This window comes from Dyadobacter chenhuakuii, assembly GCF_023821985.2.
Taxonomy (GTDB): domain Bacteria; phylum Bacteroidota; class Bacteroidia; order Cytophagales; family Spirosomataceae; genus Dyadobacter; species Dyadobacter chenhuakuii.
On sequence record NZ_CP098805.1, the window covers coordinates 1,591,645 to 1,614,247 of the forward strand.

15 protein-coding genes are annotated in these 22,603 nt (G+C 47.0%); 11 read left to right on the top strand and 4 right to left on the bottom strand.

Going from position 1 to position 22,603, the window contains the following annotated elements; all coding sequences use genetic code 11:
- Positions 1 to 70: 70 nt before the first annotated feature.
- Positions 71 to 913 (top strand): ThuA domain-containing protein, encoded by an 843-nt coding sequence (locus NFI80_RS06710; protein WP_235163720.1) that lies wholly within the window; start codon positions 71 to 73, stop codon positions 911 to 913.
- Positions 914 to 1,004: 91 nt separating this feature from the next.
- Here the strand turns inward: NFI80_RS06710 and NFI80_RS06715 are convergent, their stop codons facing one another.
- Together NFI80_RS06715 and NFI80_RS06720 are read right to left on the bottom strand one after the other, a co-directional pair.
- The gene (locus NFI80_RS06715; RefSeq protein ID WP_233798412.1) at positions 1,005 to 1,247 is read right to left on the bottom strand and encodes a hypothetical protein; all 243 of its coding nucleotides are present in this window, start codon (positions 1,245 to 1,247) and stop codon (positions 1,005 to 1,007) included.
- Positions 1,248 to 1,304: 57 nt separating this feature from the next.
- Positions 1,305 to 2,528 (bottom strand): RsmB/NOP family class I SAM-dependent RNA methyltransferase, encoded by a 1,224-nt coding sequence (locus NFI80_RS06720; RefSeq protein ID WP_235163719.1) that lies wholly within the window; start codon positions 2,526 to 2,528, stop codon positions 1,305 to 1,307.
- 106 nt (positions 2,529 to 2,634) lie between these two features.
- Between NFI80_RS06720 and NFI80_RS06725 the strand changes: the two genes are divergently transcribed.
- The gene (locus tag NFI80_RS06725) at positions 2,635 to 3,873 is read left to right on the top strand and encodes a cation:proton antiporter (RefSeq protein WP_235163718.1); all 1,239 of its coding nucleotides are present in this window, start codon (positions 2,635 to 2,637) and stop codon (positions 3,871 to 3,873) included.
- 24 nt (positions 3,874 to 3,897) lie between these two features.
- On the opposite strand, the gene NFI80_RS06730 is transcribed toward NFI80_RS06725, so the two are convergent.
- Positions 3,898 to 5,124: a GAF domain-containing sensor histidine kinase gene (locus NFI80_RS06730; protein WP_235163717.1), complete on the bottom strand. Its 1,227-nt coding sequence runs from the start codon at positions 5,122 to 5,124 to the stop codon at positions 3,898 to 3,900.
- 485 nt (positions 5,125 to 5,609) lie between these two features.
- Between NFI80_RS06730 and NFI80_RS06735 the strand changes: the two genes are divergently transcribed.
- The 4 genes from NFI80_RS06735 to NFI80_RS06750 all read left to right on the top strand — a co-directional run bounded on the left by NFI80_RS06735 (position 5,610) and on the right by NFI80_RS06750 (position 9,591).
- Positions 5,610 to 6,047: a DUF2147 domain-containing protein gene (locus tag NFI80_RS06735; RefSeq protein ID WP_235163716.1), complete on the top strand. Its 438-nt coding sequence runs from the start codon at positions 5,610 to 5,612 to the stop codon at positions 6,045 to 6,047.
- Positions 6,048 to 6,173: 126 nt separating this feature from the next.
- Positions 6,174 to 7,187: an LLM class flavin-dependent oxidoreductase gene (locus NFI80_RS06740; RefSeq protein WP_235163715.1), complete on the top strand. Its 1,014-nt coding sequence runs from the start codon at positions 6,174 to 6,176 to the stop codon at positions 7,185 to 7,187.
- Positions 7,188 to 7,224: 37 nt separating this feature from the next.
- A complete protein-coding gene (locus tag NFI80_RS06745) occupies positions 7,225 to 8,172 on the top strand; it encodes a helix-turn-helix transcriptional regulator (RefSeq protein ID WP_235163714.1) in 948 nt (315 codons plus the stop codon).
- A 132-nt stretch (positions 8,173 to 8,304) separates the two neighbouring features.
- On the top strand, positions 8,305 to 9,591 hold the full coding sequence (locus NFI80_RS06750) for an O-acetylhomoserine aminocarboxypropyltransferase/cysteine synthase family protein (protein ID WP_026628809.1): 1,287 nt from the start codon (positions 8,305 to 8,307) through the stop codon (positions 9,589 to 9,591).
- A gap of 159 nt (positions 9,592 to 9,750) precedes the next feature.
- Here NFI80_RS06750 and NFI80_RS06755 read toward each other — a convergent pair whose 3' ends face one another.
- A complete protein-coding gene (locus NFI80_RS06755) occupies positions 9,751 to 11,895 on the bottom strand; it encodes a S9 family peptidase (protein ID WP_255703398.1) in 2,145 nt (714 codons plus the stop codon).
- Positions 11,896 to 12,140: 245 nt separating this feature from the next.
- Here NFI80_RS06755 and polA point away from each other — a divergent pair, with 245 nt between their 5' ends.
- The 5 genes from polA to NFI80_RS06780 all read left to right on the top strand — a co-directional run bounded on the left by polA (position 12,141) and on the right by NFI80_RS06780 (position 22,584).
- Positions 12,141 to 15,008 carry a DNA polymerase I gene (gene polA, locus NFI80_RS06760; RefSeq protein ID WP_235163713.1) on the top strand — a complete coding sequence of 956 codons (2,868 nt, stop codon included), beginning with the start codon at positions 12,141 to 12,143 and terminating at the stop codon, positions 15,006 to 15,008.
- 228 nt (positions 15,009 to 15,236) lie between these two features.
- Complete coding sequence (locus tag NFI80_RS06765; protein ID WP_235163712.1) at positions 15,237 to 18,566, top strand: SusC/RagA family TonB-linked outer membrane protein; 3,330 nt, start codon at positions 15,237 to 15,239, stop codon at positions 18,564 to 18,566.
- A 21-nt stretch (positions 18,567 to 18,587) separates the two neighbouring features.
- A complete protein-coding gene (locus NFI80_RS06770) occupies positions 18,588 to 20,063 on the top strand; it encodes a SusD/RagB family nutrient-binding outer membrane lipoprotein (protein WP_235163711.1) in 1,476 nt (491 codons plus the stop codon).
- 199 nt (positions 20,064 to 20,262) lie between these two features.
- Positions 20,263 to 20,751 (top strand): hypothetical protein, encoded by a 489-nt coding sequence (locus tag NFI80_RS06775; protein WP_235163710.1) that lies wholly within the window; start codon positions 20,263 to 20,265, stop codon positions 20,749 to 20,751.
- A gap of 105 nt (positions 20,752 to 20,856) precedes the next feature.
- The gene (locus tag NFI80_RS06780; RefSeq protein WP_235163709.1) at positions 20,857 to 22,584 is read left to right on the top strand and encodes a 3-keto-alpha-glucoside-1,2-lyase-like domain-containing protein; all 1,728 of its coding nucleotides are present in this window, start codon (positions 20,857 to 20,859) and stop codon (positions 22,582 to 22,584) included.
- Positions 22,585 to 22,603: the final 19 nt, after the last annotated feature.

The following is a 22,603-nucleotide window of genomic DNA, read 5'->3' on the forward strand; positions in this document are numbered from 1 at the left end:
TTCTTTCCGCAAATAAAGCAGATATTCGTAGATTTAGTGACTTTAACTTTCCTACCCTATGCCCGTTTTCATGGAATTCCTACGCCGAAATGGTGCCAGCTCACTTTTGCTGCTCCTTACATTAGCGCCATTTTTTTCCAAGGCACAAGCTGATTTCAAAGTAATCGCATTCTTCACCGGAAAGAATGATAAGGCGCATATTAGTTTTGTTGGAGAGGCTAACAGGCGCTTTCCTGAAATGGGGCGGGAGAATCATTTTACTTATGATACAACCAGTAATTGGAACAATTTAAATGCATCATTTCTGGTTGATTACCAGGTTGTTTTGTTTTTAGACACAAGGCCGGAGACGCACGAACAGCGGGAAGCATTTCAAAAATACATGGAAAAAGGAGGTGGCTGGTTGGGTTTTCACTTCTCGGCTTTCGCATTGACGCCATCGGCTTATCCTCAGAACTGGGATTGGTATCACAACGAATTCCTTGGTTCCGGACAGTACAAAAGCAACACCTGGCGGCCTACTTCTGCTATTTTAAAAGTTGAGGATGCCAAAAGCACTGTCACAAATAGGCTGCCTGGAACATTTAAAGCATCGCCAAACGAATGGTATCGTTGGGAAAAAGATCTGAAGGCCAACCCGGACATTCAGATCCTGCTATCGATTGACCCTGCCAGTTTTCCGCTCGGAACCGGTCCCAAGCAGCATGAAATCTGGCATAGCGGCTATTATCCAGTGGTCTGGACAAATAAAAAATATAAGATGGTGTATATGAATATGGGGCACAATGACATTGACTACGAGAACAAAACAAACAAAGAACTCTCGTTTACTTTTGACAATCCCATTCAGAACCAATTGATATTGAACAGCATACTATGGCTGGGGCAGAAGAACAAAAAGCATGGAAATTAACGCTTATACATTAAAATAATTCCTGCAACAATGGTTAAGGTAAAAACCCCATTCCTGCAGGAATTAAAAAGCTGGTAGAAAGAAGTGGATATCAGGGATTTTCGGATTCGATCTCCCCTACTTCCCGCTCGTCCGTTTCCTCGGCAGGCTCGTCGGTATCAAATCTATTGCCTGTGCTCACCTCGGGGGCATCAGCGCCGGGCACGTCCGGTGTTGGATTCATAGGGCCCATTTGACCTGGTTCACCGTAACTGGGCACCGGTTGCTGCCTGGGTTGTCTGTCGACCGTTTCATCGTCGAGCTTCTCTTCCCGTTTGTCTGTCTGGGATTTCATAATGATCAGTTTAATTTGCTTTGACATTGCAAAAAACCGTGCCTTACCGCGTGATGTTTACTTCTTTTGCATAAGGGCCATATAAAATCCATCCGTTCCGTCCTTAGCAACGGATGTGCGGTGCGCGGAGATGAACTTCCACTCCCGCTTATTGGCTTTCATAAACCGTTTCACCTGATCTTCGGACTCCGAAGGAAGCACGCTGCAGGTAGCGTAGACCATCTTGCCACCAGGCTTTACCATTTGACTGTAGTGTTTCAAAATGTGCCACTGCACTTTTTTTATCTCTTCCAAAAATTGCGGTTTCAGCTTCCATTTAGAGTCGGGGTTTCTTCTTAATACACCCAGGCCGGAGCACGGAACGTCCAGCAAAAGCCTGTCTGCCGTTCCCGCAAGCGCCTCAAACAGCTTGTCAGAAGAGATCATCATGGTTTGCAGGTTTTGGACGCCATTCCGACCCGCTCTTTTTTCGAGTTCGAGCAGCTTATGATGCTCAATGTCCATCGCAAGGATAGAACCTTCATTTTGCAGCAGCGACGCAATGTGCAACGTTTTCCCGCCGGCACCTGCGCAAGCATCAATAACGCTAAGGCCTGGATGAATGTCCAGATAAGGCGCAATTAATTGTGATCCAGCGTCCTGAACTTCAAAAAACCCTTGCTTAAATGCATCGTGATTCAAGATGTTCTGGCGTTTTTTCAAAACCAGCGCGTCCGGAATGCCTGTAATTTCCGTCGCTCCGTCCTCACCGAAAACTTCCTTGACGGCAGCAACATTACTTTTTAGCGTATTTACCCGGATTACGACAGGCGCCTGCTGGTTCAGTGCAGCCAGTTCTGCATCCCAGTCGTCTCCCAGTTCCGCCTCGCCAATGGCATCGATCCAGTCGGGAACAGACTGCGCAATTTTTCGTACGGTGAGTCCCTCTTCATATCGCACTAATACATTTTCAGCATTAATATCCTCAAATTCGGGCCATTCCGGCAATTGGCCGTCATCTTCCGTGTGAAGGTGCAGGGGTTTTATAATTTGCCAAACGCCCACAATTTTCCAGAATTCCTCGGGTTCAGAAACCTTCTCAATGTCCGCTGCAAATTTTACAAGGCGCCACCAGCGCACGATTTCATAGGTGTTACCGGCGATAAAAGCACGGTCCCGGGCACCCCATTTCTTATTTGTTTTCAAAAGCTGCTCCACAACGCGGTCAGCCTGGCGGTTTTTAACAAATATGTGCTGCAATGCTTCGACCGTTGCGGCAACCAATCCTTTATATAGTTTCAAAATATCCGGGTTAAACAAATGCACGTTTGAAGCGGTAAAATTGGCAATGTCTTGCGTACAAAACAATATTTGAATGCAAAGGCATGGTTTTTAAACCCTTCTGTTTATGGATAGCTATATCATTACGCTCACAGTTATTGGGATTGCGGTCCTTGGAATGGCCTGGATGCCTTCCTTCACAAAGCAAACAGGGATTTCGGATTCCGTCGTCTATGTTGTGCTGGGCGTAATCGTTTATCAGCTTCTCGATGTTCTGCCCATCCCTAATCCGGTGATTTTCAATGTGCAGACTATTCATTTGACTGAAATGGTCGTCGTGATCTCGCTTATGGGTACCGGTTTGAAAATCGATAAGCCTTTCTCATTCAAATCCTGGGCCATTCCATTCCGCATGCTTACCATCACAATGGTGCTTTGCATTGCTTCCGTAACCTTCATTGCATACTATTTCTTGCGTTTCGATCTTGCTTCCGCATTGCTGTTGGGTTCGGTTTTAGCGCCCACAGACCCTGTTCTGGCGGCCGATGTGCAGGTTGGGCCGCCTATGGAGCAAGTCAGGGATGAGGTGCGTTTTTCGCTTACCGCCGAAGCCGGAATGAATGATGGCATGGCCTTCCCATTCACCTGGCTGGCTATTTTTCTCGCAGGGTCTGCTACGGGCGATTTTCGTGAATTTACCTGGGAATGGTTTAGGGTTGACTTTGCTTTCAAAATCATTGTTGGGACCGGATTAGGCTTGCTACTCGGCAGGATCCTGGCTTATATAATCTTTAATTTCTCCGAAAAGCGCAAGTCGATTGACCTCAATGATGGCTTTATTGCTGTTGCTGCGGCGCTGGCGATATTTGGCATCGTAGAGCTGCTGGGCGGGTATGGCTTTATTGCCGTTTTCGTAGCTGCTGTAACGATGCGTAACTACGAGCTGAACCACCAGTTCCACAAAGACCTCCATAGTTTCTCAGACCAGACGGAACGAATCCTGGTCGCTATTGTGCTGCTCATTTTCGGAGGAAGCCTTGTACACGGAATTTTGGATCATCTGACCTGGCAATATGCATTGCTATCCTTGTTTTTCTTATTGATCATCAGGCCCGTTTCATCATTAATAGCGTTGATTGGCACGAATTTACATTTTAAAGAACGAATGGGCATAGGATTTTACGGCATCCGCGGCGTTGGTTCGTTTTACTATCTTGCTTTTGCTTTAAGTAAAGAGCCGTTTTTAATGGATAAGGAACTATGGTCAACCGTATCGTTCATCGTGTTGCTCTCGGTCGCGATGCACGGATTAACTGCAACACACGTCATGTCGAGTCTCGAAAAGAAGTTTTCGAAATCAGTTTAATGCTGTCCAACATCACAACTATAACTAATAGATGTTTTGAGGCAATCTAACATCGAACGTGGTGCCTTTTCCGACGATGGAATGAATCTCCATCTCGCCTTCCAGGCTGTCGATGAGGTGTTTCACCAATGCTAATCCGAATCCGAAGCCCTGCTCGCCACTGGTGCCTCCCGTAGAGGATGCATTGCCGGTCATGATACTCTCGACGCTGGCAGCGGTCATACCTACGCCTGTATCACTTACGGATATGAGCAAGGTGGGCATTTCTAATGTTATAGCGAGTTTCAGATCCACCGTGATGGTGCCGCCAACCGGCGTGAATTTGATGGCATTTGAGATCAGGTTACCAGTTATTTGCAGCAATTTATTTTTAGAGAATGCTACATTTTCGGTAAGGCTGCTAGTTTCAACATTCAAAAACACCTTTTTATGCTTAGCCTGGGGCTCATATAATTTCAGAAGCTTTTCTTTAAAAAGAACCAGATTAAAACGGTTGCTATCCAGGACAGCGCCTTCGGGAACAGCCGTCTTCTTCTCTTTATGTGAATCCAGGATCTCTTCGGCCAGATCGAGGATCGAATTTCCGCTTTTATGGATCAGATTTACAAATTCCAGCACTTCGTCCATCTGATTTTCGTCCCCCTGGTCCTTAATGATCTGAGCCAGTCCAACGATCCCGCCCAGCGGCCCGCGAATGTCGTGTGCGACTTTTTTCTGGGTTTGTTTCGCCTCGGTGAGCTTTGCACGAAGGTCTTCCAGCACCTTATGCGTTTTCAGCCGGCTCACAATCTCATCAGCAATGATCTTCATGAGTTCAACTTTTTCTGGATCAAGCGCTCTCCGTTCTGTATCCAGTACGCATAATGCGCCAATTTGCAGTCCTTTGCTGGTTTTGAGCGGGACGCCGTAATAATAACGCACACTCGGACCTCCCGTTACATAAAATTTGTCCTTGAACCGGTCGTCCTGAGAAAGATCCGCAACTTCAAACTGCTCGGTTTCCATGATGGTATACTGACAAACCGAATCCTCACGAAGCATCTGATCCAAATCCAAACCATAGTTGGAAATGGTCCATTGTGTCAATGAATCGATGAGGTTAACCAGCGAAATAGATGTTCCCGTCACTTTAGCCGCAAGCTTGGCCAGGTCTTTAAATGTGTCTTGGTGATCCGAATAATCAAGGTCAAAATCTGAAAGGCTGAATAACCTTTCCATTTCGTTTTCCGGAACAGGAGGTCGATTTTCCATGAATAAATATTAGGCTGGTTTACTGCTTCGAATATAGTTACAAAACGTGAGTTGACTAGTATTAATACTAAGCTCATAACACAGAAGTTGTCAAGCACGACTTTTATATCCATAACCTGCAATCACCCAATTAACCCGCTGATAAGATACAGCTACAATGTCACTGGCCTTAAACCAGTTTGTTATGTCTTGGAATAATTCAGTTTTACATATGGATGAAGTGTTGTATATTGTGCCTGGCTCTGGGTAAGAGTAATGTGATTTATTCTAGTCATAAAAATAGAAATAAAAATCTAACATCGTTAACCCACATATTTAACAATGTTAGAATAATTACCGTTAATCGAAGTGTGCCAAAATAAGCCAGGAAAGGCATTATAAACAAAAAACCTCTTTTAGTTACAAAAATTTTACTTTTGAGGCATTTAGTATAATTTTAAGACTTCTGACATCAACGAACCATTTAGAGACTGATCAGCATTCCAATGTATAAAATTACTTTTACAATATTTTTTGCGCTTGTCGTATCTTTTGCTTTTGGTCAATCTGCGCCAGGTGATAAAATTTTGGGGGAATGGGTGAATGAAGAAAAAGACACGCGCATTGAGATCTATAAAAACGGAAATTCTTACTCCGGGAAACTTATTTGGGCGCAAAAATTAATGGAATCTGACGGTCAAACGCAACGCAAGGATGTCAATAATACCAATGAAAAACTCCGGACGAGAAGTGTTCTGAATATTGATCTCTTACACGACTTCATATACAGCGAAGGAATATGGGATGAGGGGAAAATGTATGATCCCAAAAGCGGGAAAACATACAGCTGCCTGATGAAACTCAGAACTGAAAAACTGGAAATCCGCGGCTACGTAGGAATTCCGCTGCTGGGCCGTTCCACATATTGGGAACGCGTGCTGTAAGCAGCAATGGCATGGATATTTAATCTTCACAGGTGCGTTGCTATCCGCAAGGAAAGCATCGCTAATGTGTTCTGAGGGAATACAAAAGGTAAACCCGATGTTCTCTACTAAATAGCCATCACGCTTATGAAGCATATAAAATTAGGGATATTGGACCAATCTGTTGTGAGACAGGGCGCTACGGTCCAGGATGCCATCAATGAGACCATTGCCACTGCAAAACTTGCCGAAGAACTCGGATACAGCCGTTTCTGGGTTTCCGAACATCATAACTCAACATTTATAGCAGGATCCACACCAGAAGTGCTGATGGTAAAACTGGCGGATTCGACAAACCACATCCGAATCGGTTCAGGAGGCATTATGCTTCCCAATCACAGTGCATTGAAAGTGGCCGAGAATTTCCGGATGCTCGAAACACTCTTCCCGGGCCGCATCGACCTGGGAATGGGCCGCGCGCCTGGCACGGACAGGATCACATCCTCACTCTTGAATCCCTCCAACGATTTCAGTGAAAGCAGTTATTTGCGTCAGTTGGAGCATTTACAGCATTTCTTCCGGGATACGGCAGGGACGGAACGTGGTTTCATTTACGCAGCCCCACAGTCCCCTACCATTCCTATGCAATGGATCCTGAGTTCCAGCGGGGGCAGCAGCAACATTGCTGCGCGATTTGGGATGGGATTGGCTGTCGCTAAATTTATCAATGGGTTCGTTAAGCCGGATGTGATTGAAACATATCGCAAAAACTTCCGTCCGTCGGATCAATATGCGCAGCCGCATGCCCTGCTTTCAGTATTTGTCCTTTGCGGCGAAACAGAGGAAAAGGCGCTTGAAATGCGCAAAATGATGGATTACATTCTGATCGAATTTGAGAAAGGAAAATTCGGGCCTTTCCCAGATGTGGAAACGGTGAAAAAATACAGGTTTACCGAGGGCGAGCTTGAACGCCTCCGTTACAACAGCGGAAGGATCGTATCTGGCACAAAAGATGACGTCAAAGAGCATCTTACCAAGCTTGCCAACGACTTTGATGTGGATGAAATTATCATTTCCACCATGGCCGACAGCAATGAAAACCGCATAAGGTCATTTGAGTTAATTTCTGAGGCATTTAATTTGAGAGAACCGGTCCAATAAGTTTATTTTTGTGGCAAATCCGTTAGCCAGCCACAAAATGAACCGTTTCGACCGCATTACTGCCATACTTATTCAGCTCCAATCCCGCAAAATTGTAAAGGCGCAGGATCTCGCAGAGCGGTTTGAAATTAGTTTGCGGACCGTATACCGGGATATCAGCTCGTTGGCAGAGGCAGGCGTGCCTATTATCGGGGAGGCAGGCGTGGGCTATTCTATCATGGATGGTTACCGCCTGCCTCCCGTCATGTTCACGAAAGAGGAAGCGCGGACATTCATCACGGCCGAAAAGCTGATGGAAAAATTCACGGACCTTTCGACGCAGTCGCAATATCAGTCGGCAATGTTCAAGATCAAATCTGTGTTGCGGAGCAGTGAAAAGTCAATGGTGGAAACGCTTGAAAACCATATTGAGGTCAGGCAATCGGCCAAGCCGTTTTATGGGGAGGACAGCAATACGCTGGACATTCTGCTTAAAAGCATTACTGAAAGGAAGATTACCAAAATCAATTACAACTCGCTCGGCTTTCAGGACCTGACGGAACGCGTTATCGAGCCGGTCGGGATTTATCATGAAAATGAGTATTGGTACACCATTGCGTTTTGCCATTTACGCAACAATTACCGCAACTTCCGCTCCGACCGTATCCTTAAAATTGAACTGACCGACAAAGATTTCCAGCATAAGCACGCGCCGTTAAAGGATTTTCTTTCGCAGTCGTGGGACACCAAAAACCTGCGGCTGATCCGGATCAAAATCGACAAAAACAAATCACATTACATTCGTAATCAAAAGTATTATTACGGTTTCGTTTCCGAGACCGTGACCGACGATGGCATTGAAATGAGCTTCCTGTCCGCCTCGCTGGACGCTTTCGCACTATGGTATCTGATGCTCGCCACAAGCGCGTGCATTCTTGAACCGGAGAGCCTGAAAGACAAAGTCAGGGCATTGCTGGCTCAGATTTCGGAGAAGCTGACCCGTTGACATATATGAAAAAAGTATTTTTATTGGTAAAATGATAAAAATTGTGTCTGAAATAAAAGACTATAATTTCTATCTACTATATGTTTATTTAATACATTTGAATTCTATCCACCTTAAACAACGTTCAAAAAGATGAAATTTGAGACCCTACAACTCCACGCCGGACAACAGCCAGACCCCGTAACCAATTCACGTGCGGTTCCCATCTATCAGACCACATCTTACGTGTTCAATAATGCCGAGCATGCAGCCAACTTGTTCGCATTGAAGGAGTTCGGAAACATTTATTCGAGGATCATGAATCCTACCAATGATGTTTTTGAGAAAAGAGTGGCTGCTTTGGAAGGCGGCGTTGCGGCACTGGCTACTGCATCCGGACATTCGGCCCAATTTATAGCAATCAATAACATCACGACAGTTGGCGACAATTTTGTTACCACATCGTTCCTATACGGCGGTTCGCACAACCAGTTTAAGAATTCTTTCAAAAACATAGGCGTCGAAGCGCGTTTTGCAGATGGGGACGACGTAAGCAGCTTTGAAAAGCTGATCGACGAAAACACCAAATTCATTTATCTGGAAACGATCGGCAACCCGAGCTACAGCGTTCCGGATTTTGAGGCATTTGCAGCGTTGGCCAACAAATATGATCTGCCTTTAATGGTTGACAATACATTTGGAGCAGCCGGCGCTATATTTCAGCCTATTAAGCACGGAGCGCACATTGTGGTGCAGTCGGCAACAAAATGGATCGGCGGTCACGGTACATCCATCGGTGGCGTGATTGTAGACGCGGGAACGTACAACTGGGGTAATGGTAAATTCAAGCAGTTCACCGAGCCATCACCCAGTTACCATGGCCTGGTTATGAACGATGTTTTTGGCATCGGCGGACCATTCGGCAACATTCAGTTCATCATCCGCGCCCGCGTGGAAGGTCTGCGCGACTGGGGCCCTGCCCTCTCTCCGTTCAACGGCTTCCTGTTCCTGCAAGGTCTGGAAACGCTTTCATTACGCGTCGAAAGGATTGGAGAAAACGCATTGAAACTGGCGCAATGGCTGGAAGCTCAACCACAAGTTGAAAGCGTAAATTACATCGGCCTTGAAAGCAGCAAATACCACACACTGGCAAAGAAATATCTTACAAGAGGTTTCGGAGGGGTGTTATCATTCGCCATCAAAGGGGACAGGTCACAAGCAGAAAAATTCGTAGACAACCTGAAACTGATCAGCAACCTGGCCAACGTAGGCGACGCCAAAACCCTGATCATCCACCCAGCCTCCACCACCCACTCGCAACTAAACGAAATCGAACAGGTTTCAGCAGGTGTACACCCAACCCAGTTAAGGGTTTCGGTAGGGATTGAGCATATCGATGATATTATAGCAGATATAGAGGCAGCGTTCGGGGTGTTGTAGGTGAGCTAACCAGCCCTGTCAGCCTGAGCGGAGACAATGTTAGCAAGCCCTGTCAGCCTGAGCGGAGACGAAGGCGCGCTACTCCTGGGTAGCGCGCCTTCGTCTCCGCTCAGGCTGACAGGGCTTGGTTGTTAACATTGCTCAGGCCAACAGGCCAGGTTACTCCCGAATCCCCTCCAATGCGAACATAAACGCAAATTGCAGCGCCACTTCTTTCAAATATTCAAACCTCCCCGACGCTCCTCCGTGGCCGGCTTCCATGTTTGTTTTTAGCAGCAGCACATTCTTATCGGTTTTATGGGTTCTGAGCCTTGCGACCCATTTGGCGGGCTCGAAGTATTGGACTTGGCTATCGTGCAGGCCGGTGGTTACGAGCATGTTGGGATAGTCTTTTTTCTCGACATTGTCATAAGGGGAATATGTTTTCATGAATGTATAATATTCCTTTTCCTTCGGGTTACCCCATTCGTCGAACTCGTTGGTGGTTAATGGGATGCTTTCGTCGAGCATGGTTGTGACCACGTCTACGAATGGCACGTCGGCGATGATGCCTCGCCATAGGTCCGGACGGAGGTTGGAAATGGCGCCCATTAACAAGCCTCCCGCGCTGCCACCTTCTGCGTATAGGTGTGCAGGTGATGTAAATTTGCCCTTGATCAAATATTCCGCGCAGTCGATGAAGTCGTAGAATGTGTTTTTCTTTTTCAGCAACTTACCGTCTTCATACCACTGCCGCCCCATTTCCTGACCGCCGCGTATGTGCGCGATTGCGTATATAAAGCCCCTGTCGAGCAAGCTGAGCCTGGTGCTGCTGAATGCCGCGTCAATGCTGTTGCCGTACGAGCCATATGCATATAGTAATAATGGCGTCTTTTCGCTCTTCACAGTGCCTTTTTTATAAACCAGCGAGATCGGGACCTTTACTCCGTCGCGTGCTTCTGCATACAAGCGCTCCGTCACATATTCCTCCGGATCATATCCGCCAATCACTTCCTGGCGCTTTTTCAGCTCCTTCCCTTTTGTTTCCATGTTGTAATCATACACGGAATTGGGCGTTGTGAGCGAGGTGTAAACATAACGCAGATTTTTGCTATCAAACTCAGGATTAGAACTGGCATAAGCCATATAAGCAGGCTCGCCAAAATCCACATAATGTTCCGCATTGGTTTTAATGTTGCGGATACGCAATTGTAATAGTCCGTTTTTACGCTCAGTAATGACCAGGAAATCCTTGAAGACGTCGATTCCTTCCAAAAGAACATCTTTTCTGGTCGGGATAACCTCCTTCCAGTTCTCCACGCCAGTCTTATTCAGCGGCGTTTCCATCAGCTTGAAGTTCAGCGCATCCTTATTGGTAACGATGAGGAATTTATCATTTTGATGATCGATGTCGTAAAGGACATTTTTCATCCTTGGCTGAAAAACCTCAAAATCGCCTTCCGGCTTGTCCGCATCCAGGATCCTGTACTCCGATGACATCGTCGCCGAAGATGCGATGATGATGTATTTTTCGGATTTGGTTTTGCCAACACCAATGTAATTGCTGTTATCCTTCTCCGCATAAACTACCGCATCCTTTTTACTATCGGCCCCTAATGTATGCCGCTTGATCTTTTCGCTCAGCAGCGTTTTGGGATTCGTTGCTGTGTAAAACAATGTCTTGTTATCATTCCCCCACTCCGATCCGCCGCTTGCCGGGAAGATCTTGTCTTTGAACAATTCGCCCGTTTCCAGGTTCTTTATATAAATTGTATACTGGCGCCGCGAGACAGTGTCCACGCCATAAGCCAGTAATTTATTGTCAGGGCTTACATTAAAACCAACCGCGGAATAATACGGATGCCCTTCCGCCATTTTGTCCACGTCCAGAAGCATCTCTTCCGGCGCGTCCAGCGATCCTTTTTTGCGGCAGTATTTGAAATATTGCTGGCCTTCTTCGCTTCTTGTATAATACCAATATCCATTGCTGAACACCGGCACCGACTCGTCTTTCTCCTTGATACGTCCTTTCATTTCGGTGAAAAGATCTTCCTGGAATTTCTTTGTGGCCGCCATCATCGTGTCCGTGTAAGCATTTTCCGCTTTCAGGTAATCCACAACGCTGTTGCTGTCCGGGCCTTTCCTGAAAAAATCGGCCATCCAGTAATACTCATCATTTCGTTTGTCGCCATGCATTCCGGTTTCATGGTCTTTCATTTCTGCTACGGGAGGCGTTGCTTCCGGCCATTGATATGCTTCGTTCACGTCTTTATTTTGGTTACAGGAAAAAATGATAACAGCTAAAAAAGGTAAAATGATTCGCATCAGGCACGTTGATTAGGTTTAATATAATATTTATAAAAAGATATTAAAGTTTATAAAGTACAATTATATTTATACATTTTATTTTTATTATTAATATAAAAAGTATTATAATATAAAAATGTACATAAAGGGAAAGCATGCTGTCGATACGCAGCAATGGCTGCCTTAAATCTACAAAAAACCGTCAGCAATCCATTTCATCGGCACACTTACATTATATTTGAGTTTCGTAAATAAAAGACCTCATGGATAAACCCGTTCATAAACTTTTCCTGCTGGACGCGATGGCGTTGATCTACCGTGCGCATTTTGCATTTATCAAAGCGCCCAGGATCACGTCAAAGGGATTGAATACAAGTGCTGTATTTGGCTTTACCAATACATTGCTTGAAGTTTTGCAAAAGGAAAAACCTACACACATCGGCGTTGCATTCGACACATCCGCACCTACATTCAGGCACATACAATATGAGGCCTATAAGGCGCAGCGCGAAGCCCAGCCGGAGGATATTACAGTGGCCATTCCACTGGTAAAGCGACTCCTGGAAGCAATGTGTATCCCGATCCTCGTTCTGGACGGTTATGAGGCGGATGACATTATCGGGACCATTGCCAAGGAAGCTTCTGCGGCGGGTTTTGAAGTTTTTATGATGACGCCGGACAAAGATTACGGTCAGCTTGTGGAAGAGCATGTGTACATATATAAGCCCGCTTTCCTGGGCAAAGGTGCAGAAGTGCTCGGTGTTCAGCAGATCCTCGACCGCTGGCAGATCCAGCGTATCGATCAGGTGATTGACATTCTGGGATTGATGGGCGACGCGGTGGACAACATTCCGGGTGTGCCGGGTGTGGGTGAAAAGACGGCCCAGAAACTGATCGCGGAATACGACACCATTGAAAACCTCATCACGCACGCCGACGAAGTAAAAGGCAAGTTAGGTGAAAAGCTGCGTGAGAACATCGATAAGGCGGTGCTGAGCAAGCAGCTCGCAACGATCGACATTAAAGTTCCGGTCCCGTTTGATCCCGAAGACCTTACCGTTTGTGCAGCCAATGCTGATAAAATCATCGAGCTGTTTGACGAGCTGGAATTCAAAACGCTTAAAACCAGGATTTTGGGCTCATCAACTCAAACAATTACCCCGGCTTTAAAGCCGGGGCCGGGAAAAGGCGGACAGCTCGATATTTTTGGAAATCCAACCGAGGAACTGGGTAAACAGCCCGCCATCATCAGCGAAGGGATCGCAGACGACGACGCCCCGGAGCAGTCATACGAGGATTTGCATATCCCGACAACGAAGTCGACCATCGACAACACATTCCACCGTTACCATACCGTGGATACGCCGGAATTGCTGAAAAGCCTGGCTTACTATCTCTCATTACAGGAATCGTTTTGTTTTGATACGGAAACCACATCGCTGGACACCATTGATGCTGAACTTGTAGGACTTTCATTCGCCTATCTGCCCGGAGAAGCGTTCTACATCCCGGTCCCTGCCGATCGCGAGAAAGCCATTGAAATTTTGGAAAATTTCAGGGAAGTATTTGAAAATGAATCCATTGAAAAAATCGGGCAAAATATAAAATATGACCTGCTGGTGCTGAGAAGTTACGGAATTGAAATCCATGGCAAACTCAGCGACACCATGCTGGCACATTACCTGCTGGAACCGGACAAGCGCCACGGTATGGACATTCTGGCCGCTTCCTATCTCAATTACGAACCGGTTTCCATTACTTCGCTGATTGGCAAAAAAGGGGTAAAACAAGGCACTATGCGCGATGTTTCCATTTCTGAGATAACGCAATATGCAGGCGAGGACGCCGATATTACATTGCAGCTGAACACGATCTTCTCGCGCGAGCTGCCGAAGGTGAATGCATTCAAACTGTTCGAGCAAGTTGAGATGCCACTTTTGAAAGTGCTCGCTTCCATGGAAAGCAAAGGCGTAAGGCTCGACATAGGCGCATTGAAAGAGATGTCCAATGTGCTTGAACTGGATCTGAGGCAAACAGAAAGTGAAATTTACGCATCAGCAGGGCAATCATTCAATATCAGCTCGCCGAAGCAGCTGGGTGAGGTCCTTTTCGATAAAATGAAACTGATTGAGAAGCCGAAAAAAACCAAAACCGGGCAGTATGCAACGGGCGAGGACATTCTCTCGGAGCTCGAAAACAGTCATGAAATTGCACGTAAAATCTTGGATTACAGGGAACTGCAAAAGCTGAAATCAACTTATGTGGACGCACTGCCTTTGCTGGTAAGTAGTCGCACCGGGCGCATTCATACATCTTACAATCAGGCAGTTGCGGCAACCGGTCGGTTGAGCTCAACGAATCCTAACCTCCAAAACATTCCGATCCGCACACCGCGCGGGCGGGAGATCAGAAAAGCGTTTGTGCCTGATAATGAGGAATTTCAGATTCTTTCTGCGGATTATTCCCAAATCGAGCTGCGCATTATGGCGGCGTTCAGCGGGGATGAAAGTATGATCGAAGCATTCAATCAGGGGCGTGACATTCACGCAACTACGGCCAGTAAGGTTTTCAAAGTGCCATTGGAGGAAGTGACCTCGGACATGCGGAGGAAATCGAAAATGGTCAATTTTGGTATCATTTACGGGATTTCAGCATTCGGGCTCGCTCAAAGACTGGCTATTCCACGGGGTGAAGCCGGCGAAATCATCCGGGCATATTTTGAAGAATTCCCTGCCGTGAAAGGTTATATGGACAAAGTGGTGAATGATGCGCGGGAAAAGGAATTTGTGGAAACCATCCTGGGAAGGCGCCGCTACGTGCCGGACATTAATTCCAGGAACCAGACCAACCGCGGTTATGCCGAACGAAATGCCATTAATGCGCCCATACAAGGCTCAGCAGCCGATATGATCAAGGTGGCGATGATCAACATTCATGATTTTATCGCAAAGGAGAAACTCAAATCTCGCATGATCCTGCAAGTGCATGATGAATTGGTTTTTGATGCGCACCGGGACGAAATCGATCTGCTGAAAGAAAGAGTGGATGAGCTCATGCGCATCGCCATTCCGCTGCCTGTAAAAATGGAAACCGGGATCGGCATCGGCGCCAACTGGCTCGAAGCACATTAAAATCGACCTGAGTCGTAGTAAAAGCCGTCTGCACAATTCCTGGTGCAGACGGCTTTTTTATGTTTTAACAGATAACAATTTGTTTACAAATACTTCACAACGCACGATCCGAATCTCCCGATTTTTGCACCCGAAATGGAGCACCCGATACCTTACTAGCCCGACACGCGCAAATGGCAGTATATAGGGTGCAGAATTTTAGTTCAACAACCGTTAAAATTCATTTTTATGCGAAACAAACTTTTACCACTAATTGAAAGCCGGAAAATTCCGCGGCTCTGCCAGCAAGGATTAGCAATGCTGCTCATTTTCCTGGCCACTTTCGCAGCAACAATGGCCAATGCAGCCAAACCCGACCGAACCATCACCGGAAAGATCACTGACGAAAACAGCCTGGGACTGCCGGGCGTTAGCGTCGTGCTCAAAGGAACAACATCCGGCACAATCTCCGATTCAGAAGGGCGCTATACCGTTACTGTGCCCGACAATGCAGTCACATTGATTTACTCTTATGTGGGCTATTTATCCCAGGAAGTGGCCATCGGCAGCGAGTCGGTTATCGATATTCTTATGAAACCCGACGCCAGGAACCTGAACGAAGTGGTGGTTACGGCCCTGGGTATCAAGCAGGAAACGAAAAGATTGGGCTATGCCGTCCAGGAAATAAAGGGCGGCGACCTGGATAAGGCGCGCGAGACGAACTTCGTCAGCGGGCTGGCCGGAAAAGTGGCAGGTGTGCAGGTCATGAGCAGCCCAAGCGGCATCGGCGGATCAGCACGTATAACCATCAGGGGTGACAAGTCACTTGATATCAATAAAAATCAACCCTTGTTCGTGATCGACGGGGTGCCTATCACCAATGCCTTGACGGGGTCGAGCGGCCGCGATTTTCAGGAACTGGATTACGGAAACGGTGCATCGCTGATTAATCCGGACGATGTGGAATCCATGACTGTGCTGAAAGGTGCGAATGCATCGGCGCTCTACGGATCACGAGGTGCAAATGGTGTGATCGTGATCACAACGAAATCCGGTAAAAATAGCAAAGGGCTGGGCGTTTCGGTGAATGCGGGCGTGACTTTTGAAAACCCATTGATCCTGCCGAAATTCCAACGTAAATATGGCCAGGGAAATAATGGTGAATTTTCGTTTGTAGACGGAAGCGGCGGTGGGACCCGTGACGGCGTAGACGAAAGCTGGGGACCGCAAATGGACGGCCGCCTGATTGCACAGGCCAACTCTCCTACTTCCAACGGTTACCGCGGCGGCGACATTTCACTGGTCGATGACGGCATTTTGGGCTCCCCTGCAGACCTGGCAGCACGCGGCACCATTACACCAACACCTTTCGTGCCGGGAAATAATTTGAAAGACTTTTACGAGACAGGGATTACCAACAACACCAACGTTTCGGTGACCGGCTCGAACGAAAAGGGCGATTTCCGTCTTTCTTACACACTTTTGGACCAAAAAGGAATCATTCCCAACACCGATATCAAGCGCAATACATTTGCATTGAACTCGGGCTATAACCTGTCCCCGAAATTAAGCGTGCGTATTTCAGCAAACTATGTGCACAGCCAAAGCGACAACCGCCCTAACCTGACTTACGGAACAGAAAGCATCATTTATCTTCTGCATTGCTGGATGGGTCAGCACGTGGATCTGAATAGTTTGAAGGATTACTGGATTCCCGGAATGGAAAACAGACAGCAATATAACTTCAACTATAACTATCACGACAACCCGTATTTCAACCTTTACGAGAATACAAACAGCCAGAATGCCAACCGCATCTTCGGAAATATTTCTCTTAAATATGATTTCACAAGCTGGTTGAGCCTGCAATTACGCGGCGGAACGGACTTTAATAACGAGCTCAGAAAACGTCGCAGGGCATTCAGTACGCAGCGTTTCCCTTTCGGAAGCTATCGTGAAGAGCGCGTTCGGAACGGTGAATCCAACTTTGACTTCTTATTAAGTGCTAATAAGGAGTTCAGCGAGGATTTTACATTCGGTGCAAACCTTGGCGCTAACCGCCAGATCAGCAACACGAATAACCTGGAAGTAACTGCTCCTCAGTTGCTTATCCCCGGTATTTTTAGTTTCAATAACACGAGAATCCCACTTGTAAGCTCCATTGACGACATTAACAAGGTCATTAACAGCGTTTACGGATCGGTGCAGTTTGGTTATAAGAACTTCCTTTTCCTCGACGTAACAGCGCGTAACGACTGGTCAACGGCATTAACGCTTCCTGTGGCAGCCGATTCACTAGGGCAAACGATCAATTCCTATTTCTATCCATCGGCATCATTGAGCGCAGTGGTGAGCGACGTGGTTACGATGCCGGAATGGGTTTCGTTTGGTAAAGTCCGCACGAGTTTGGCACAGGTTGGTAATGATACGGACCCTTATCGCTTTACTTCCGGTTACAGCCGCGATAATCCATGGGGAGACTATCCGATTTACAACTCTACCAACAGGCTTGTTAACTACAATTTGAAACCGGAGATCAGCACCTCATTTGAAATCGGGACAGAATGGCGTTTTCTGAAAGGCCGCGCCGGACTTGATTTCACTTTTTATAATATCAATACAAAAAACCAGATCCTGCCATCCGTTCCGGTTTCCATTACCTCCGGTTTTGGCGACAGGATCGTCAATGCGGGTGAGATCAGGAATTACGGGTATGAAGTAATGCTTACAGGCACTCCTATCCAGACTTCGGATTTCAAATGGGATGTCAATGTAAACTGGTCGGCAAACAGAAGCAAGGTTGTCAAATTTGACGGCGAAGTGACTGATTATCAAATGGCAGAGCGCCATGGCGTATCCATTCGTGCCCAAGTAGGTGAGCGCATGGGTGATATGTATGCCATTGGTTTCAAGAAAGTGGAAGACAAGAACAGCCCTTACTTCGGACAGCAGATCTTTAACGAATCGGGACGTTTCATGGGCACCAGCAAGCTGGTAAAAGTAGGAAACTACAACGCCGACTGGATGGCCGGAATCAGGAACACATTCACCTATAAGAACGTCAGCCTGAGCGGATTGCTTGACATCCGTCACGGCGGTCAGATCTTCTCCGAAACATTTGTAGTAGGTCTGGAAGCCGGACAGCTGGAAGAGACACTCGAAGGACGTGCCGATGGCTACGACATTACCAAGGCTGGCAACGGCGTAATTGGTAAAGGTGTGATCGAAAATGCGGACGGAAGCTATCGCGTGAATGATGTGAAACTCACTGCCAGGGAATATCACCAGTCACGCACGGGTAATCGCGACATTCCGCAAGGCGGGATTTTCAACGCTTCCTATGCCAAATTGAGAGAGGTTCGTTTGGGATATGCTATTCCAGCGAGATATCTGTCACGCGCAAAGATTAAGGGACTTAATGTTTCCGTTGTGGGACGAAATCTTGCAGTTTGGAGCAAAGTGCCGCACGTGGATCCGGAAACTTCTTCGCTGAGCGGCGGCACCATCGTTCCTGGTATTGAATCAGTTGGAATGCCTACCACACGCAGCTGGGGCTTCAATCTTGGATTTACTTTTTAACTGAGGCAAACATTTAAGGATATGAAAAAGATAAGACAATATACATTAATGATCCTGGCCGCCGCCTTCTTTCTGCCGGCTTGTACAGACAATTTTGTTGAGAAAAATACAGATCCCAACGCCATCACGGCCGTAACGCCGGATCTGCTGCTGCCGGGCATTATCCGCACAGCTGTGAACCAGATGGTCGACCAAAGCTGGTCCATAGGCAACATTGTGATCCAGCATACTGCCAAAATACAGTTCGTATCAGAAGACCGTTACACCTGGGGCGACCGCGACGGACTTTGGGAGAATATGTATAACAACCTGCGGAATGTGCAGCTGCTCATCGAGATCAGTGACCGCAACAAAGCCAATAATTACAAAGGAATTTCGCTCATTATGCGCGCCTGGATGTACTCTTTGCTGACAGACGCTTACGGAGACATTCCCTATTCAGAAGCAACAAAAGGTGTTACAGGCATTTTGCAACCCAAATACGAAACGCAGGAAGCAGTATATAACGGCATTCTGGCCGATTTGAAAACCGCCAACGAAATACTTGGACCGGGAGAAGTCGTTGTGGGAGACTTGATTTATAATGGTGATGTAAGCAAATGGAAAAAACTGGCAAACAGCCTGCGCCTGCGTTACCTGATGCGGATTTCCAATGTAAAGGATGTGAAAGCGGATATGCAGGCGATCATTGACAACCCGACTGCAAACCCCGTTTTCAGCGATGCCAACAAGAACGAAGACAACGGAGTTTTGCGTTATCTTACATCCGCTCCTAACCAATTTCCCTTGTATACGGCGCGCCAGGGGTCTTTTGATGAATTTCGTTTAAGTAAAAATCTCGGCGACAAGCTCACCGCATTGGCCGATCCGCGCATCGCCATTTTTGCACAGCCCACCGACGCATCCGTTGCTGCCAACGCGCCCAAATACGTAGGCGTCCCCAACGGCCTGAATGAAGTGGCAGCCCTGGACTACAACGGCGGCCCCAACAATGTGTCGCGTGCCGGATCATTATTCTACAAAGGTTCGATCACAGAAAGAGGCTTGAATGTTGCCAAGGGCTACATTATGGGTTATCCGGAACTGCAATTCATTTTAGCTGAGGCTGTGAAGAAAGGTCTGGTAAAATCGCCGAAGACGGCAAAGATTCACTACGAAGAAGGCGTTAAAGCTGCATTTGGCTATGCAAATGTCACAATGCCAGCCAATTACCTCACAACTCCCGGCTCGGCCTATTCCGAAACCGATGCATTAACATTGATCGGCACTCAAAAATGGATCGCGCTCTTCTTCACAGGCCTGGAAGCCTGGTTCGATTGGAGAAGGACCGGCATCCCAACCATCACCCCGGGCGTCGACAACGTAAACAGCGGTAAAGTCCCCGTCCGCTTCGCCTACCCAAGAAGCGAACAAACATTAAACCCCACCAGCCTGGCCGAAGCCGTATCAAGACAAGGCGCCGATAACTACAACACCAAGGTTTGGTGGGACAAATGATACTATAATCCTGTTTTCACTCCTGTTAACAAAAAAGACCGCCCTGAAAAAGCGGTCTTTTTGTTTTCCCGCAAACCGTAAATCCACTACGCAGGATAAGGCATACCAGCCGTTAAAAAATCAGAATGCTGATTAGCAGTTATTTCCTCCTATCATGCATTCCATTGCAAACAGGTAAGCTAACTTCAAATCTGAAACCATGAAAAATCCGTCCCCAATCCGTGCATTAATGCTTTTATTTGTTATTCTGGCCATGTTCTCTTGCAACAGAGCAACCAGGGACGTTGCACAGCAAACGTTCCTGTATGACGCTGCAAACCTTGCAAACCAACACAATGGATTTTATACAAAAGCTGGCCAGGTTGACGTTGCTGCGAAAGATGTGGAGGACCAGCGGGAACTGTCGATTACGCTTCATAATGCGGCCGCAAGCCCGAAAAACATTAAAATTTTTCAGAAAAAAGAGGCAAAATCGCCTGATTTAAAGTCGGGGAAATATGAAGTGTTGTTCCTGCGCTCGGCGCTGATCCTCAATGATCCTGCGACCGGACAAAGCGTCGAATTCATAGTCAAAAATGAAGACTTCAATGCGCTGAAAGCCAAGTTACCAACCAACTATTTTAATAAAAATGCAACGGAAGTGATTGGCATTGCTATTTACGGCAAACCTGAGGTTTTAGCCCTATGAAGAAAACCCTATTTATTTAAAAATTAATTACAATTTAACGGGATATATTAGTAGCAAAATGCGAACTTCGCTTTTTAATTGTGAACAATACACTTAATATATCCAATGCGTCATTTGATTCAGAAAGTTTCCATGCTTTTTCTGACTTGTCCCATAATGGTTATGGGCCAGACAGCGAAAGGAAATTACTCCCTGCTTCCCTTAAAAGACCTCAGCTCATTTGAAAGCGCCAGCCCCAACTGGTCCGTGCAAAGCGACGTGGCAATTCACCCGACGGGGAACGCAAAACCCAAAACCAAATCAGGCGAAGGCATCCTGATCGGCAGTCCGGGTAAATCCCTTACAACCAAGCTGAAAGCGGGCGATATGCGCCTTTCAACCGAATTCATGGTTTCGCCAGGCGCAGAAGGTTACATCGTACTCCCCGGCGGACAGAAAGTAAGAATCTCGGATAGCAGCCAGCAGCGGGATGCCAATGCATCCACCTCCGGTTTTATCGGACAATTTCCAACACAAAACGCTTCAAAAGCACCCGGGCTCTGGCAAACACTTGAACTCGTTTATGATGCAGCTGTTCCGGGCGTTGCCAATTCGGCACGTTTGAACCTGCTTTCGCTGAATGGCGTGACGGTCCTTGAAACAGTTTACCTCCCGAATTCTCAAGCCACTGCCGAAGGCAAGCCGCTTTCATTTGAAGTAAACAAAGGAACGATTGCTTTCAAAAACCTGGGTTACCAGTTGCTGGCAAGCCGTAAGACATTGACGTTGAACAATCTCGCCTACAAAGTTTACTCCGACAAGTGGGATGCGAAGGAATACAGCAAGCTTTCACATGAAGGCAAGTCACCCGCATTAACGCAGGAAGTAACGAACGGGATGCGTGAGTTTCACCTTGTTTACGAGGGCGATATGGATGTGCAGGAAGCTGGCGAATACATTTTCACAAGCGTTTACTCAGGACCGATGTTCGATTTTGAGGTGGACGGTAAAAGTGTGATGAGCCTGGGCGAAAGCACTTCACAGGAAACGCATACAGGTTCTGCTAACTTGACGCAGGGAGCACATAAGTTTAAAATACATTACTCACGTTTTCCGTGGAGACAGCCTGCTTTGGGACTTCGCGTGGAGAAGGCGGGCATTCGTCCTTACGACCTGCATGTGCTTTCGTCGCTTCCTGAACCCGAGCCAAAGCCTTATATCAGCGTCACGCCCGACAAACAACCCGAAATGGTGCGTTCATTTATCCAGATCGACGGCGAGAAATACAAACGCACACATTGCATTTCAGTAGGAAGTCCGCAGGGATGGAGCTACACGATCGACTTGAACCGCGGCGCCATGTTGCAGGCTTGGCGTGGGAATTTTGCCAATGTTACCGAAATGTGGTACGAAAGAGGCGAGCCGCAATTGCTGACCCCTGCTGGACTAGCTGTGCATGTTTCAGGCAGAAGCAGTCTGGCCGTTTTGGCCGATAAAGCAACGACCTGGCCGGATTCTTCAAACATTAACTTCCTGGGCTATAAAATCAACGCGGAAGGATTTCCGGTGTTCCGCTACGCGATTGGTTCTGCAACCGTAAGTGATCAGATCATATCCAATGACAAAGGAATGTCCCGCACATTCACTGTGGAAGGCAAGCCAAACGGAGCCATTTACTCACTGCTGGGTTCAGGAAAGCAGATTACCGACCTCAAAAACGGCCTTTTCCAGATCGATAACCGCTATTATGTTCAGGTAAACCAGAAGGCACAGGCTATGGTGAGGCCTGCGGGAGATAATCAGGAGCTGGTGTTGCCAGTGTCCGATTCGACAACATATACGATGTTCTGGTAACCATATTCTTAGATCTCAA